Raw genomic sequence first — 16040 nt, 5'->3', positions numbered from 1 at the left:
GCCCGGACGCGCGTGCCCCCGGGGCGCTCGGACGCGCGTACGGCCTCCGCGCGGGTGGGCGCGGAGGCCGCGCCGCTACGACGCCTTCTTCTCCAGCCCGTCGATGTCCAGGTGCTTCTTCACCTCGTCGAAGAGCCGGTCGCCGTCCTCGCGGGCGTCGCCGGCGGCCGGCATCTGTACGGACAGCTGCCAGACGACATCGCCCTTGGCGACCAGGTGGTCACGGTAGGCGTAGCGGATCGCGTCGTCGGAGGAGCCGTACTCCCGGTAGGTGGTGGTGACGTCGACGGTCGTCACGTCGCCCTCCTTGCTGGAGGCCCCCTTCTTGCTCTTCGCGTCCTTCATCTCGCTGCCGGCGCCCTCCTCGTACCACTCGATCAGGTCCGAGGCGGCGGTGGAGGCGGCGATCTTGTGATCGTTGGTCACCCGCGACAGGCTGATGGTGAACACGCCACTGGGGTCGTTGAAGGTCACCGAGGTGCCGTCGGTCTCGTCGTCGTCCACGACACGGCGGAAGGTCTCGGGCACCGCCAGGGAGGCCGTGACCACCTCCGGCTCCTCCCGGACCGTCCAGCCGGCGGGCAGCCCGCCCTCGCCGCGGAACGGGTTCACCACGGCCAGCGCCGCGCCCGCGGCGGCCACCAACACCAGCGCGACCAGCCCCAACTGGGCCTTGCGGTTCTTGTGCAGCACGGGCGGGACGAACCGGCTGCCGCCGGTCGTCGCGGCGCCGTCCGCTCCGGACACGCGGGTAGCCAGCAGCGTCGGGTCCGGCTGCGGCGGCCGGACCACCGACTCCAGCGTCTGCCGCGCCTCGCTCGCCGTCGGCCGGGCCGCCGGGTCCTTGCGCAGCAGCTGCATGATCAGCGTACCCAGCGCCCCGGAGCCCCGCGCGGGCGTCTGCGGCTCCGCCGACAGGATCGCCTGCAGGGTGGCGGGGGTGTGCGAGCGGCGGAACGGGGACATGCCCTCCACGGCCGCGTACAGCACCACGCCCAGCGACCACAGGTCCGACTCGGGGCCCGGCCGCTGGCCCAGCACCCGCTCCGGCGCGATGTACTCGGGCGAGCCGACGAAGGCGCCGGTCTCCGTCAGGCCCTGCTCGCCCTCGACCTGGGCGATGCCGAAGTCGGTCAGCACCACCCGGTCGTTGCGCGCCAGCAGCACGTTGTCCGGCTTCACGTCACGGTGCAGCACCCCCGCCTCGTGCGCCGCGGTCAGCGCGCCCAGCACGGCCGCGCCGATCCGGGCCGCCTCGCGCGGGTCGAGCGTGCCCTCGGCGAGCCGGTCGCCCAACGAGTGGCCGGAGACCAACTCCATGACGATCCAGGGGCGGCCGTCCTCCATGACGACGTCGTGCACGGTGACGACCGAGGGGTGGTCGATGCGCGCCGCCGCGCGGGCCTCGCGCTGCATCCGCAGATAGACGTTCTGCCGGTCCTGCTCCGACAGATGGTCCGGCACCCGCGGCTCCTTCACCGCGACATGACGGTCCACGACCTGGTCGTGCGCCTTCCAGACGGTCCCCATGCCGCCGTGGCCGAGCCGGGAGAGCAGCCGGTAGCGGCCGCCGATGACCCGTCCGGAGTCGGGCTCCGCCGCGCCGGTGCCCGCGCCCATGCCGGGCCGCGGGTCCGGGCCGCCGGCGGCGTCGGTGACGGTGGCGGTCGGCAGGGGGCGCGCCGGCGCGTCCTGCGCGGGCACCGCCGGGTGCGGCGGCCCGTAGCCGCCCGCTCGCGGCCCCGCCCCGGCCGGTGGTACGACCGGCTCACCCGACGCCGGGGCCTGCGGCGGCTGAAGCCCGTAACTCGTGGGCTCGTTCGCCCGTCCCCCAAGGTTCGTCATGGCCACCATCATGACCCGGAGTTCCACGAGCCCCGTCACCGAGGTCGGACCCACCGGAAAGCTGTGACGAAGACGTTGCCGCACGAGACCGGCCAACGGCGCGAACCCGACGTACCGTCCGGCACACCGTCCGCCCGCGCTCCCGGAGGCGACGCTCACGCGGGCGACTGTCGGTGCCGTCCCCTACCGTCGCCCCATGAGCCCCGCACGCCCGCCCCGTATCGGACCCGCCCAGCGCCGTGCCCGCCTCGGGCGGCGGCACCTCCTCGCCCCCTCGCGGCGCGCCGCCACCGTGGAGGAGGCGGTGGAGGCCGTGGTCGGCCTGCACGCCACCGACGCGGCGACCGTCTACCTCTCCGCCTGCGCCCGGCTGGCGGCGCCGGACGCCGCGGCGGTGGACCGGGCGCTGTACGAGGACGTGTCGCTGGTGAAGCTGCTGAGCATGCGGCGCACCCTGTTCGCGGTGACGACCGGGCTCGCGCCGGTGGTGAACTCCTCGACCGCGCGGGCGATCGCCGCCAAGGAGCGGGCCACCCTGCTCAAGCACCTCACCGACTGGGCCCAGGGCTGGGACGAGGAGCGGCTGGCCGCGACCGAGCGCGCGGTGCTGGCCGCGCTCGCCGCGCGGGGCGAGGCGACCGCCGCCGAGCTGTCCCGGGACGTGCCCGCGCTGCGCGAGCAGATCGAGTACGGGGCCGGGACCTCCTACGCCGCCAAGCAGTCCGTCGGCAGCCGGCTGCTGCGGCTGCTCGCCTCCGACGGCCACATCCGCCGCTGCCGCCCGCGCGGCTCGTGGACCAGCAGCCGCTACCCCTGGGCGCCGGTCCCCCCGCTGCCCGAGCTGCCGGTGCGCGAGGCCAAGGCCGAGCTGGCGCGGCGCTGGCTGGCGGCGTACGGGCCGGCCAGCGAGGCCGATCTGAAGTGGTGGACCGGCTGGACGCTGACCGACGCCCGTCGGGCCCTGGCCGACCTCGGCGCGGAGCCGGTGGAGCTGGCCGAGGGGCCCGGGTTCACGGCCCCCGGGGACACCGCCGAGCTCCCCGAGCCCGAGCCCTGGGCCGCGCTGCTGCCGAGCCTGGACCCGACGGCGATGGGCTGGCGGGGCCGCGACTGGTACCTGGACCCGGAGCACGTTCCGGCGCTGTTCGACCGCAACGGCAACATCGGCCCCACCGTGTGGTGGAACGGCCGGATCGTGGGCGGCTGGGCGCAGCGCCCCGACGGCGAGCCGGTGTGGCGGCTGCTGGTCGACGCGGGTCGGGAGGCGGAGCGCGCGGTGGCGGCGGAGGCCGAGCGGCTGGCCGGCTGGCTGGGCGAGGCACGGATCACGCCCCGCTTCCGTACCCCCCTGGAGCGGGAGTTGTCGGGTTGAACACCCCCAACACGGGCGTTGCTGCGCAATGATGGACGGGCGCGACCCGGTGAAGGAGAACTGATCATGAGCGACGGGCTGCCGCCGGAGAAGACCTGCCCCGACTGCGGCGGGACGGGCGAGGTGGAGTGGGAGACCCACCTCGGCAACAAGATCACCACCCAGTGCAGCGGCTGCGCGGGCACCGGAACCGTGCTGGCCTAGCGGACGCCGGCCGTCGGCCACCGCGCGGCCGGATCAGGGAGCCACCGCGCGGGCACGGTCAGCGGGCCGCCGCGCGGGCCGGGCCAGGGACCACCGTACGACCGCGCACGGGCGCCGCCGCGCGGGCACGGCCAGGGAGCCGCCGCACGCCCCGACCGGGAGCCGCCGCGCGGGCCGGATCAACGACCCGCCGTGCGCCGCCGCGCGGGCCGGCCTTGTGCCGGCCGACGCGACGGAGCGGGTCCGCGGCCTCGGCGGCCGGCCGCCCCGCGGCGGGGTGCCACGGGGCGGCCGGCCGGTGCGGGCCGCGTGGATCAGCCCTTCGTCTTCCAGGTCCGCGAGTCGGTGAGCAGCTTGCGCAGCACCGGGTCCTTCACCGCCTTCGTCCGGTCGGTCGCGGTGGCCTTCAGGGTGTGGCTACGACCGTCGGCCGGGGCGCCCAGCGAGGCGGGGGTGACGGTGGTCTTCCCCGCGGCCGCGGTGACCTCCTTGCCGTCCACGTACCACCGCACGGAGGCCGAGGCCGGGAGGGAGACGGTCAGCTTGGCGTTGCGGGTCAGCACCGAGCCCTTGGGGGTGGTGCTGCTCAGCACGCTGGCGTGCCGGTAGAAGCCGGCGATCATCGCCTCGCGGCCGGGGAGGTTGAACTCACGGCCCAGCGTCCGCATGATCGAGTTCTCGGTGGGGCGGTTGATGCCCCTGGGGTAGTACCCGCCGCCCTCGTACGTCCCGACCTTGCCGCCGTCCGGGGAGTCCTGGCCGATCCAGCGGTACCACTTCTTCCGCTGCGCGCTCAGCTCCTCGGCGCTGAGCTTGCTGATGTTGGAGCCGGTCGGCTCGGCGCCGGTGTAGTCGCCGTACTCGTCGTAGACGTACTCGTCCGCCAGCTTGCCGAACGAGTGGCCCGTCTCGTGGACGGCGACCTGGACGGAGTCCTCGTTGTCGGAGGAGGCGGTGGCGATGCCGTCGTAGCCGACCTTGGAGACGACGTCGTTGTAGCCCGCGCCGCCGTACTTGGTCGAGTTGGCGAGCACGATGACCAGGTCGGCGTCCTTGGCCTTGGCCGCGTACGACTCCACCTTGGCGGTGTCCACGCAGAGCAGCCGCTCTATGCCGTCGCAGAAGAAGTAGGAGTCCAGGGCGGTGTCCCTGACCACGCCCTGCTGCGGGTCGCCGGAGACGCCGGACTGCTGGGAGACCGCGTCCACGGACCAGACGTTGAACAGCTTCTTGTACGAGGCGTAGGGCTTGACGGCGGACATCTCCGCCCACTTCGCGCGCACGTCGGCGCGGAAGTCCTCCTGCTGGGAGGCGGTGTAGCCGTCGCCGATGAAGACGACGTCGACCATGTCCTCCGTCGAGCCGTTCGACACGATCGAGGAGACATCGCCGTCGGCGGCCCGCTGCGCGGGGGAGAGCGGCACGGCGGAGCGGGTGAGCCGCTTCGGCGTGGCGGCGGGGACCTCCGTGTGCCGGGGGTGGCCGTCGGGACCGGTGAAGTACTCGACGTGGTGGGTGCGTTCGGACGTCTGCGTCACGGGGGCCGGGTGGGGCGCGGCCTTCGGGGTGGGCGTGGCGTCGGCGGAGGCGGCCAGCGACGCGGCCACGACGGCGCCGGCCGTCGCGGTCAGCGCCAGGATGTTGACGGGCTTGCGTATGCCGGTGCGTACGCGGGCGCGCGCGCCTCTGCGCTGGGGGGTAGGCACGTGGGTGCTCCGAAGTCTGTCTTGTGGTGGGGGGAGTTGCGATCCGCGCTTGCCCGCCGCCCATGGGTAAGCGGCGAGTTAAGGCGGATTAATTCGCCGCTCAACTTAGAACGCTCCTGTGGCGCAGGGCAATGGCAGATGCGAAAGTCGCCGAAGTGCGTTATGAGGCAGGGCTTTTGACGCACACTCCGCGTACCGAGTCGCTCACACCCCGCGCCCGGACCTCGCGGACGACGATCGACACACCACGGCCGGGGTCGCTCCCCCGCGGCCATCTGGTGCGGCCCCGGCTACGCGGCGTCGTCCCGCACCAGTCGCAGCAGCCGGTCCAGCACCCGGCGCCCACCCGCGCGCACCCCGTCGTGCTCGAACTCGTCGGTGACCCAGGTGCGCAGTCCGCGGATGGCCCGCGCGGTGCGCAGCGCGTGGGCGGTGTCGACGTAGAGGTCGTCGTGGTAGATCGCGGCGGCCACCGGCACGGTGTTGACGGCCAGCCGCTCGGCGTCGTAGAGGGGGCTCCAGCCGGTGCGCGCGGCGAGCAGTTCGGCGGTGTGGCGCAGCGGGCGGAGGGCGGCGTGGGTCTCCAGCATCCAGGGGTGCACGGTCTCGGCGGTGAACAGCACCGGACGCCCGTCGGCGACCGCCTTGTCCGCGTCGAACTGGGGGAACTCGGCCCGCATCCGGTGCGCGGACCAGTCGGTGGGTCGGCCGTCCTGGGCGTAGATGGACTCGTGGAGCAGCGTGTACAGGGGCGAGCCCGCGCGGGAGAGCAGGGCGGCGGCCTGCTCGGTGAAGGCGTCGCTCAGCCGCGGGCCCTCCGGGGTGGTGACGAAGGCGTCCTCCAGGAGGTAGTGCAGCCGGTGCGAGCCGTCGCCCGTGCCGAGGACGATGCCCAACTGCTGGAACGATTCCGCGGTGAGCCGGCCGCCGTCGGGCAGCACCTCCTCGTGGACGGCGAGGTGAGCGACGATCCGACGCGCGATCTCCGCGTCCCCCGGGTAACGCGCGTAGTGGGCCGACGTCTTGCGCTCCATGCGGGGGTAGGCGGCGCGGTAGACCGCGTCGGCGTCCTCGTCGAGCGCCGGCAGCCCACCGGTGATGAGCGCGGCGGCGAGCCCCTCCGGCGCGTACGACAGATAGCTCACGGCGCAGAAGCCGCCGAAGCTCTGCCCCAGCACCGTCCACGGTCGGCCGTCGGTCAGCCGACGCCGTACCAGCTCGCAGTCCCGCACGATCGCGTCCGCGCGGAAGTGCGCGAGGTAGTCGGCCTGCTCCCGCGGCGTCCCGCGCAGCGGCAGCGTCTGCCGGTTGGCGGGGGTGGACCGCCCGGTCCCCCGCTGGTCCAGCAGCAGCACCCGGTACTCGTCCAGGGCCCGGTCCAGCCAGCCCGTACGCCCCACCGGCCGGTCCGCCCCGAACCCGGGACCGCCCTGGAGGTACAGCAGCCACGGCAGTTCCTCAGCCCGCCCGACCCGGTCGGCCGCCACCACCTCACGGGCGTACAGCCGGATCCGCTCCCCCTCCGGGGCGGCATGATCGAGCGGGACGTCGAAGGAGTGATCGGTGAGGACGAGCCCCGGCTGACGGACGGTCATCGTGGCGTCACCGGCGCGTCGCAGACCTGAATCCATCGCCTTCGACATCTTTCAATCCTCACGTCAATGGACTTAGCTCAGCAATTAACTTACCGCTGACAGGGCGGCGGGCGAGAGGCTGAGAAGAGGGCACGGTGACCGAACCGATCGCCGGCGACGACCGGACACGGGACCCGCGGGGCCGAGCCCCGCGGGGACGGAGCGGAGCCGGGGCCCCCGGCCCGGAACGAGCGGACTCCACACGGGAGTCGGCGAAGGCGTCGGGCCAGACCGCCCGGGGAGCCGACGCCGCGCACCCGGCGAACACCACACCGGCCGCGACTCCGACCCGCCACCCCACCCGAACCGGACCCGAACCGACCGGCGAAACGACCGGCACCACCGCCGCGGCGGAAGCCACCGGTCGGGCAGACCGGGAGGCGGGCGCGCGGGCCGGGGGCGGAGGGCCGGCGGCCCGTGGGGCCGCGAAGGGCGGGGACGCGGGGCTGCTCGGACAGTCTCCGGAGGAGATAGGACGTCGGGTGCTGCGGCTGCGTACCGAGCGCCGGCTCACCCAGCGGCAGCTGGCGGAGCCCGCCTACAGCGCCGCGTACGTCTCGACGCTGGAAGCCGGCAAGGTGCGACCCTCGGAGGCGGCCCTGCGGCACCTGGCCGGCCGCCTCGGGGTCACCGTGGAGGAGCTGGCCACCGGCCGCTCCCCGCACGAGGCCACCCGGCTGCGGGCACGGCTCACCGACGCCCGCCGGGAGCTGGCCACCGGCGCCGCCGAGGACGCCGCCGCCGGCTTCCGGGACCTGCTCCACGAGGCCGAGCGGCTGGAGCTCACCGCCGAACGCGCCGCGGCGCTGCTGGGACTCGGCGACTGCGCCCTGGAGAGCGGCGACCTGACCGTCGCCCGCGACCACTTCGAGGCGGCCGAGCGGCTGCTCGCCCACGAGCCGCTGCCGCGCCGCGTCCCCGCCGTCCGCGGCCGGGCGACCGCCCACCTGCTCGCCGGGGAACTCCGCTACGCCTGCTACCTGCTGGAGACCACCCTCGACGAGCTCAACGCCTCCGGACTGCACGACCCGGACGCCCTGCTGCTGCTCTACACCGCTTCCATCGCCCCCTACATGGACATGGGCGCCCACGCCCGCGCGGCGCACGCCGCCGAACTCGCCCTCGCGCTGGCCCCGCGCGTGAGCGATCCGGCGCTGGTGGCGGGCATGCACCGGGGCGTGGCCCGCACCCTGATCGCCGAGGGCCGCACCGCCGAGGCCGACGCCTCGCTCGCCAAGGCCCAGGAGCTCTACCGGCAGCTCTCCATCCGCACCGAACTCGCCCACTGCCACTGGATGCGCGGCTACGTCCACGCCCAGGACGGCGACCTGGAGCGCGCCGAACAGGAGCTGCGCACCGCGCGGGACATGCTCGCCTCCAAGCGGGCGGCGCTCTTCACCGTCCAGGTGGAGGTGGAGCTCGCCGACGTGCTGCGTCGGCGCGGCCGCGCGGCCGAGGCGGAGGCGCTGCTGCGGCCGCTGCTGGAGGTCGCGGAGCTGTCCGCGGAACGCGGCGCGGTGCACGCCGGCGGCGCGCACCGGCTGCTCGGGCTGATCGCCGAAGAGCGCGGCGACACCGAGTGCGCCGAAGAGCACTACTGCGCCGCCCTCTCCCTCCTGGAGCGCACCGGCGCGGCCGGCGACCTCGCCGACCTCTGCCGCCTCCTCGGTGACCTGCTGCGCCGCGAAGGCCGGGTGGAGGCCGCCCTCGACGCCTACCGCACCGGCCTCGGCCACCGCGCCGCGCCCGGCACCACCACCCTGGGCCCGGCCCCCGCCGACCCCTTCTGACGCCCGGCCCGAGGACGGGGTGGGACGTCCGGCACCCGGCCGCCACGCCACGCCGCCACGCCAGGCCGCCGGCACCCCGGCGCCCCGGCCTCCGCGCCCCGCCTCCCATACCCGGGTGGGGTTCGCGGCGGGGAGTCCAGCACCACGCCCCGGTGCGTCCCGCGCGGGATGTCCCGCGGAATCACGCCGGTCGGGCACCGTGACCGCGCCCGGGCCGAAGACGGCCTCCGCGCGGGCCGGCACGCCGCTCCCGGCCTTCGGCTCCACCGCGGTGGCGCGGCACGCCCGGCCCGGGGGTGGCGGTCCCTCAGCGCGCTGCCGGTCGGCTTGGCCGCGGTGATGCCGCTCGCCGCCGGTTCGGCTGTCCGATGGACGTCTTCGGGCTCTTCGAACGCTCGACGGTCGAGGCTGCCCGCCCCCACACCGCCTTCGTCTGGCAGCCGGACCGGATGCCCCTCGTGGTCACCTTCCTCGCCGGCATCGTCGGCATCGTCGGAACGCCCTCGCCGACCTCGGCGAAGTCCAGGGCGCTGACCGCCGATCCCGACCGGCCACCGCGCGGACATCCGCTCGACCTCCACGTCGCGGCCCGGCGGCGGCCGAACCCGCGGGGCGCCGAACGGGCCGGTCGGACCGGCCCCGGCGGCCTCCGGCGACGTGGCAGCTCGCCGTCGCGGCGGGAACCCCTCCTCCGCCGCGACGGCGAGACACTCGAACGACCCGGCGTCGAACGACGCCGGTGGGCGACCGCCCGCCGGCCGGCCCCTCCCCCCGCGAAGGGGCCGGTCAGCGGGCGTTCTCGTACGGGGCGAGCAGCTCGCCCCAACCGCGCCTCAGGTCCGCGTACTCGTCCTCGCACAACTCGGCGCGAGCCTTGGTCAGAAGCTCGCCGTCGACGAGGTCGTCGTGGGACCGGGGCGCGGAGCCGTAGACATAACAGCGGTAGTTGGCCGCGCGGGAGGCGTCGGGGAGGTGTTCGTCGGCGAAGTCGATGTCCCGCGGGTCGGTCTCCTCGGCGTAGAGCGCGTAGTTCTCGGCCGCCGCCAACACCGCCGCGCGCCCCGCGGGTCCCTGGGGGATCAGGTTGAACGCCGCGAACTGGTCCGCGACGTCCTCCTCGCGCCCGACGATCGGCAGGTCCAGCCGGTCGATGAGCGCGTGCGCCACCTCGTGGTACAGCGTCTCGGTGACCACTCCCGCCGTCTTGTCCGCGACGGCGTCCGCGACCCGGGCCGCGGACGCCCCCTCCGCGTCCGCGTCAACCGAGCCGGCGGCGTCCGAACCCGCGGCCTCGTCCTCGAAGAGCTCCCGCACCTCGTCGACGAACTCGTAACACAGCTCCACCCGCCCCTTCTCCGGGTCGTACGCGACGTCCGAGCTGCCGCACGAGCGGCCGGTGAGCGCGATCTCGACCCGCGGTGGCAACCGCAGCCGGTCGCCCAGCCGCCCGGCCACGTGCTCCAGCAGCCGTCGCGTCCGCAGGAAGTCCCGCACCCGCTCCTGGCCGACGCCCTTGGCCGGTCCGTACGCAGTCGACAGGCCGCCGCGTGTGGGGGGCGCGGCGGCCTGTGACTGTGTGCTGCACCCCGCTATCAGTCCCGTGACGACACCCGCGGCCGCGAGAGCGGCCAGCGTGCGCACAGAGGCGCGGCGTCGCGTGGAACGTGCGGGGATCCTGAGGACTCCCGCAGGATGGTGCAGCATGTGAGGCACTCTGCCGGGTAGCGGTCCGGGGCGGAATCCGCCGCTGGTCTCGGCTTACCCCCGCCGGTCGGCGGGGGTGCTCCCCCCGAGAGGACGGAGGGGGCTACTCCACATGCCGGACCGGTGGGGCACTCTTGGACAACGACCGCTGAGGCGGCTGAGGAGTAGGGAGCGGCGGGTGATCCGTGTTGCTGTGGTGGACGACGAGCAGCTCGTCAGGTCCGGACTGCGGCTGATCCTGGGTACGGCCCAGGACATCGAGGTGGTCGCGGACTGCTCCGGCGCCGAAGCGGTCGCCACGGTGGAGCGCTGCGCGCCCGATGTGGTGCTGCTGGACATCCGGATGCCCGAGGTGGACGGGCTGACGGTGCTACGGCGGCTGCTCGCCAAGCCCGACCCCCCGGCCATCGCCATGCTGACGACCTTCGACGTCCAGGAGTACCTCGCCGCCGCGCTGCGCGCGGGAGCCGCCGGCTTCCTCCTCAAGGACACCGACCCGGAGCAGCTGGTCCGGGCCGTGCGCACCCTCGCCCAGGGCGGCAGCGTGCTGGACCCGGGGGTCACCCGCGCCGTCATCGGCGGCTTCCTCGCCGCCGAGGCCGAGGTCACCGCCTCCGCCGCGGTGCGGGTCCTCACCCCGCGCGAGCGCGAGGTGCTCGCGCTGCTCGGCGAGGGCCTCGCCAACCCCCAGATCGCCGAACGGATGGGTCTGGCCCCGAGCACCGTCAAGGACCACGTCCGCGCGGTCCTCGGCAAGCTGGGTGGCCTCAACCGCGTCCAGGCGGCCATCGTCGCCGACCGCGCCGGACTGGTCGCCGGCCGCCCGCCGGCCGCCGGGCCGGTCCCCGCGGGGATACCGCTCCCGGCCGCCGGCCCGGTCCCCGCCGGGAGACCGCTCCCCGCCGGGGGACGGCAGCCCGTCGCCGAGCGCCCGCCCAGCGGCGGCGCCCGGTGATCGCGAGACCGCTCCGCGCGGCGCGCGCGACCCTCCGCGGCCCCCAGCAGGCCGTCGCCCGGCTGGTGCCGAAGGGGACCCCCCGCGTCCCCCGCCAGGTCCAGCGCCGCGGCCGGCGGCTCCCCCTGGCGCCGCGCCAGAGCCGGACGGGGCTGCCCGCGCCCACCGGTGCCCCCGCCCCGGATCCCGCGCCCGCCGCCCGGCCCGCCCGGTCGCCCCGACACCGGATCGCGCACTGGGCGCTGCTGCTGCTCCCGTTCCTGATAGCCGTCGCCGACGCGCTGCTGGTCAACGGCGTCGAGCTCGGCCTCGAACTCAATGTGTCGCTACTCGCGGCCGGCGCGCTGCTGCTGCGCCGGCGGCTGCCGCTCACGGTCTTCCTGACCACCCTGCCGGGGATCCTCATCGGCTATGTGTGGTTCGCGCCCATGATCGCGCTCTACACCGTCGCCGTGCGCCGCTCAGGCCCGCTGCTGCTCGGCATGTGCGCCCCACTGCTGGCCGCCGCGCACTTCGTCCCGTGGCCGGTGTCGGACCTGGACCCCACCGCGTACCGCGAGAACACGCTCACCCTGATGGACTCGTGCGTCACCGCCATCGCACCCATCGCGCTCGGGCTGCTGGTCCGCACCCGCGGCGAGCTGGCCGCCCGGATCGACGAGCTCACCCGCTCCCGCCGGCACGCCGACGAGCTGCTCGCCTCCCAGGTGGTCGGCACCGAGCGGGCGCGGCTCGCACGCGAGATGCACGACGTCGTCGCCCACCAGGTCAGCCTGATCAGCCTGCAGGCCGGGGCGGTGCAGATCAGCTCCGCCGACCCCAAGGCGCGCGAGGGCGCCCGCACGATACGCGAGCTGGCCGTGCGCACCCTCGACGAGCTGCGCCACATGGTCGGCATCCTGCGCGCGGCCAGCGGCGACGGCTCCGACCTCACCCCGCAGCCGCGCCTCGCCGACCTGCCGCATCTGATCGAGGTGAGCGCGCTCGACGTCGACTACGAGGCCGAGTACACCCCGGAGGCCACCGACGGCACGGCACGCCCGGAGGCCGTCGAGCGGGCGGCCTTCCGCACCGTCCAGGAGGCGCTCACCAACGTCCGCAAGCACGCCCCCGGCGCGCGGGTGCGGGTGCGGATCCGCGACACCCACGCCGAGGGACCGGGGCTGCGGGTCGAGATCCGCAACGGACCGCCCGACGCGACCGCCCCGGCCCCCGAGCTTCCCGGCGGGGGCCACGGGCTGGTGGGGTTGCGGGAACGGGCGCAACTGCTGGGCGGCACGCTGGACGCCGGCGCCACGCCCGAGGGGGGCTTCCTGGTCCTGGCGGTCTTCCCTTGCGGGACTCGCTGACCGCGGGGGCCCTACGGGGGCCTGCGGGGCCCTGCGGGGGCCTGCCGGTTTCTCGGGCGGCGGTGAGCTCGGCACCGCCGGACTCCGCCGTCGGACATCCCACCGTCGCGGCGGGAACAACGCGCCGGCCACGCCCCTCACCGGGAGGCGGGCACGCCTCGTGCGGGCGCGGGTGAGCTCGGCACCGCCGGACTCCGCCGTCGAGCATCCCACCGTCGCGGCGGGAACAACGCGCCGGTCACGCCCCTCACCGGGAGGCGGGCACGCCTCGCGCGGGCGCGGGTGAGCTCGGCACCGCCGGACTCCGCCGTCGAGCATCCCACCGTCGCGGCGGGAACAACGCGCCGATCACGCCCCCTCGCCGGGAGGCGGCCACGCCTCGTGCGGGCGCGGGTGAGCTCGGCACCGCCGGACTCCGCCGTCGAGCATCCCACCGTCGCGGCGGGAACAACGCGCCGGTCACGCCCCTCACCGGGAGGCGGGCACGCCTCGCGCGGGCGCGGGTGAGCTCGGCGTGTGTGAGCACAGGTCGGCCTACGGGCCCTCGCCGGGAGGCGGTCAGGCTGAGAGCGGCCCCGCCGTGCTCGTGGTGGCCGCGGCCAGATCCGGATAGACGTCGAAGAGGCGACGGACGCCGAGGGCGGCGAGGACGCGGTTCACATGCGAGCCGTCGCGGGCGCCCTGGGCCGGGAGGATCAGCCGGAGCCGGCCGGAGCAGGAGCGCATGAGGCGACGGGCGGCTATCAGCACGCCGACCCCGCTGGAGTCGCAGAAGCGGACCTCGGAGAGGTCGAGGACGACGGCGTGCCGGCCATGGGCCACCGCGTTGTGCACATGCTGCCGAACGGCCGGGGAGGTCACCAGATCCAGCTCGCCGGCGACCTGGAACACGACCCACTCACCCCGCTCGCCCTCCATCACCTTCAACGTCACGCGCCCGATGCCCTTCGCTCGATCGCCGGTCGGATCCCGTCGCCAGCCCGCGCCAATCGGAACTTCCCGTTCCCAGATGCGGCTGCCCGCCCCATCCCCCGTGAAACACGCCGTGGCACCACCCGCACGAGTGACCTTATGCCCCACCCGCGCCTTCCCTCCCATGAATCCTGCGTAAAGTGATCGCCCCAATACCACCCGCAGCCGTGATCATGAGCCACATTGCCCCAAACAGGGGTGCGTTGTCCCCTGTCCGCACTACATTCGATGCGGGGCTGGGAACAATGGTCATGACCAACCAGACCATGGCCGGGGCCAACCAGACCATGGCCGGGGCCCGCGCGGCCGGGACGACAGGGATGGGGGCCGCATGGCGCACGACACACCGCCCCGTTGGGACCGCAAGATGCAGCAGCGCCTCACCCGCGGTGAGGCCGCGGCGCTGGGTGAGCTCTACGACCGCTTCGGCCCCCTCGTCCACCACCTCGCCTATCGGGTGCTCGACGACGAGCGCGGCGCCAACCGCGTCACGCGCGAGGTGTTCGGCACCATCTGGGAGAACCCGGACGCCTACGACCCCCAGCAGGGCTCGCTGCGCTCCTGGGTCGCCGGCCTCACCCACCGCGCCGCCGTGCGACGGCTGCGCGAGCACGAGGCCGCCCTGATAGACGACGACTGCGAGGCCGCGCAGGAGGAGGTCGAGGCGAAGATCCGCGACGCCTCCGCCGCGGCCCGCGCGGACTTCATCCGCACCTCCATGCCCGCACCGCTGCGCGCCGCCCTGGAGCTCGCCTACTTCCAGCGCCGCGACTACCGACAGGCCGCCGAGGCGCTCGGCGTCAGCGACGACGAGGCGCGGCGCCGCCTGCGGCTGGGCCTCCAGCTGCTGTCCTCGGCGAACGTGAGCGCCACGCACTCCCCGTCCACACCGCCCGGCTATGGGCGGTCGCTGTGAGCGGCCCCGGAGGACCTGACCGCTTCGACGGGTTCGACGGCTTCGACAGGTTCGACGGCTTCAAGGGTTTCCAGAGCTTCAAGGGCCTCAAAGGATTCAAGGGCTTCGACCGGTACGACGGGTTCGGCGGGGCCGGGAACGGCCCCGACCGGAGCGGGCCCGGCGGCCGACCGCGGACAGCACCACCCCGGGCGGCCGCAGACGACGGCGACAGCGGACTGGCCGAACCGGTCCCGCCGGAACCGACGGTGGAGGGTGCGGCCCCCGGCGGGACGTCCGCCGGCGCCCCGGGCGAGCGGCCCACCACTGCGGAGGAGGCACCGGCCCCGGCGCGCCCGGCGGCATCGGCGTCCGGCGGCGCGACGGCCGACACCGCGCGGCGCCGGCAGTCGCCCCCGCCCGGCCAGCGGCCCTCGCACGACGTGCTCAGGTCGCTGCTCGGCGCCTGGGCGCTGGCCGCCTGCTCGGCGGAGGAGACCGCCGCCGTGGAGGCACATCTGAACGACTGTGTGCCGTGCGCCGAGGAGGCGCTGCGGCTGCGCGAGGCCGTCGCGCTGCTGCGCGCCGAGGAGAGCCTCGACCTGGACCCCCGGCTCCGCAGCCGGGTCCTGGAGGGCTGTCTCGTGCGCCGTCCGCCGCGCGTTCCGGTGCCCGAGTGGGCCACCGTCTTCGACACGGAGGGCGCCCGACTGGACGCGCTGCTGCGCGACTTCGGCCCGGCCGAGTGGCGCGCCGAGGTGCGGCTGCGCTGGTTCGACGGCGGGCGGACGGTTGCCCGCGCCACCACCGTCGCCGGGGTGATCGCCCATCTCATGGCGGTCGACGGGATCCTCGCCTCGGCCCTCGGCATGCCCGATCCGCTCGGCCCGGGAGCCCCCGACCGCCCGATGGAGCGCACCGAGGCGATATGGCAGCGCCAGCCCCCGGAGCCGTCCGGCGGCCGCCCGAGGCCGACCAGGACCCGCGACGGCGCGGACCGCGCGGGCGGCCCGTACGGCGGCGCCTCGGCCGCCCCACCCGACGCCATCCGCGGCCCCTGGCGGAAGCAGGCCCACGCGATGGTGCGGAACGTCTCCTTCGCCGGTCGCGGGGGCACCGAGCTCTCGGTGCCGTTCGGCGACGTCCGGCTGCCGATGCGCGACTCGTTCCTCGACCGCGCCCTGGAGTGCTGGGTGCACGCCGGGGACATCGCGGACGCCGTGAGCTATCCGTACGAGCCGCCGGCCGCCGACCATCTGCACGAGATGATCGGCTTCTGGGCGGACAAACTGCCCGGCGCACTGGCCGAGCGTCGACGGGCCGGGCTGGCCGCCCCGGTCAGGGAGCTGGTGGAGGCGGGGAGGCCGGGGCGCGCGCTGTGCCTGGAGGTCGAGGGGAGCGGCGGCGGCCGCTGGTACATCCCGCTCGACTCACCCGCGGCGGTCGCCGGACCGGAGCGCCAGGTGGCGCACATCGCCATGGACCTGGACGCCTTCTACCAGCTGATGGCCGGGCATGTGGACCCGCGGGACGCCGCCGCGGGCGCCGCGGGCGATCCGGAGGCGGTCCACGACGTCCTGCTCACCTCGGCGGCCCTGTCCCGTATGTGACCGA

The 16040-nt window shown here is 75.1% G+C and carries 12 protein-coding genes; 7 read left to right on the top strand and 5 right to left on the bottom strand.

Annotated features, from left to right (window positions below; all coding sequences use genetic code 11):
- Positions 1-75: 75 nt before the first annotated feature.
- On the bottom strand, positions 76-1845 hold the full coding sequence (locus CD790_RS23530; protein WP_144385314.1) for a serine/threonine-protein kinase: 1770 nt from the start codon (positions 1843-1845) through the stop codon (positions 76-78).
- 196 nt (positions 1846-2041) lie between these two features.
- On the opposite strand from CD790_RS23530, the gene CD790_RS23525 reads away from it, so the two are divergent.
- Together CD790_RS23525 and CD790_RS34805 are read left to right on the top strand one after the other, a co-directional pair.
- Positions 2042-3217 (top strand): winged helix DNA-binding domain-containing protein, encoded by a 1176-nt coding sequence (locus CD790_RS23525; protein ID WP_144385313.1) that lies wholly within the window; start codon positions 2042-2044, stop codon positions 3215-3217.
- Between the two features lie 66 nt (positions 3218-3283).
- A complete protein-coding gene (locus tag CD790_RS34805; protein ID WP_186319208.1) occupies positions 3284-3421 on the top strand; it encodes a hypothetical protein in 138 nt (45 codons plus the stop codon).
- Positions 3422-3735: 314 nt separating this feature from the next.
- Here CD790_RS34805 and CD790_RS23520 read toward each other — a convergent pair whose 3' ends face one another.
- Both CD790_RS23520 and CD790_RS23515 read right to left on the bottom strand, forming a co-directional pair.
- Entirely contained in the window at positions 3736-5127 is a 1392-nt protein-coding gene (locus CD790_RS23520) for a M64 family metallopeptidase (RefSeq protein WP_260867814.1), read from the bottom strand.
- Positions 5128-5417: 290 nt separating this feature from the next.
- Positions 5418-6770 (bottom strand): alpha/beta hydrolase, encoded by a 1353-nt coding sequence (locus CD790_RS23515; protein WP_260867813.1) that lies wholly within the window; start codon positions 6768-6770, stop codon positions 5418-5420.
- Between the two features lie 437 nt (positions 6771-7207).
- Here CD790_RS23515 and CD790_RS23510 point away from each other — a divergent pair, with 437 nt between their 5' ends.
- Positions 7208-8551: a helix-turn-helix transcriptional regulator gene (locus CD790_RS23510; protein ID WP_144385451.1), complete on the top strand. Its 1344-nt coding sequence runs from the start codon at positions 7208-7210 to the stop codon at positions 8549-8551.
- A 786-nt stretch (positions 8552-9337) separates the two neighbouring features.
- Here CD790_RS23510 and CD790_RS23505 read toward each other — a convergent pair.
- On the bottom strand, positions 9338-10255 hold the full coding sequence (locus CD790_RS23505; protein ID WP_144385312.1) for a DUF4344 domain-containing metallopeptidase: 918 nt from the start codon (positions 10253-10255) through the stop codon (positions 9338-9340).
- 178 nt (positions 10256-10433) lie between these two features.
- Here CD790_RS23505 and CD790_RS23500 point away from each other — a divergent pair, with 178 nt between their 5' ends.
- On the top strand, positions 10434-11210 hold the full coding sequence (locus CD790_RS23500) for a response regulator transcription factor (protein WP_144385311.1): 777 nt from the start codon (positions 10434-10436) through the stop codon (positions 11208-11210).
- A gap of 227 nt (positions 11211-11437) precedes the next feature.
- The gene (locus CD790_RS23495; RefSeq protein WP_144385450.1) at positions 11438-12559 is read left to right on the top strand and encodes a sensor histidine kinase; all 1122 of its coding nucleotides are present in this window, start codon (positions 11438-11440) and stop codon (positions 12557-12559) included.
- A 558-nt stretch (positions 12560-13117) separates the two neighbouring features.
- Here the strand turns inward: CD790_RS23495 and CD790_RS23490 are convergent.
- Complete coding sequence (locus tag CD790_RS23490; protein ID WP_144385449.1) at positions 13118-13477, bottom strand: STAS domain-containing protein; 360 nt, start codon at positions 13475-13477, stop codon at positions 13118-13120.
- A 385-nt stretch (positions 13478-13862) separates the two neighbouring features.
- On the opposite strand from CD790_RS23490, the gene CD790_RS23485 reads away from it, so the two are divergent.
- Together CD790_RS23485 and CD790_RS23480 are read left to right on the top strand one after the other, a co-directional pair.
- Positions 13863-14447: an RNA polymerase sigma factor gene (locus CD790_RS23485; RefSeq protein WP_144385310.1), complete on the top strand. Its 585-nt coding sequence runs from the start codon at positions 13863-13865 to the stop codon at positions 14445-14447.
- Entirely contained in the window at positions 14444-16036 is a 1593-nt protein-coding gene (locus tag CD790_RS23480) for a zf-HC2 domain-containing protein (protein WP_144385309.1), read from the top strand. The genes CD790_RS23485 and CD790_RS23480 overlap by 4 nt, the downstream gene beginning before the upstream one ends.
- Positions 16037-16040 lie beyond the last annotated feature (4 nt).

Source organism: Streptomyces sp. SAJ15, from assembly GCF_007595705.1.
Lineage (GTDB): Bacteria > Actinomycetota > Actinomycetes > Streptomycetales > Streptomycetaceae > Streptomyces.
Note: the sequence above shows the minus strand (reverse complement) of the source record. Positions and strands in the feature narration are given on the sequence as shown.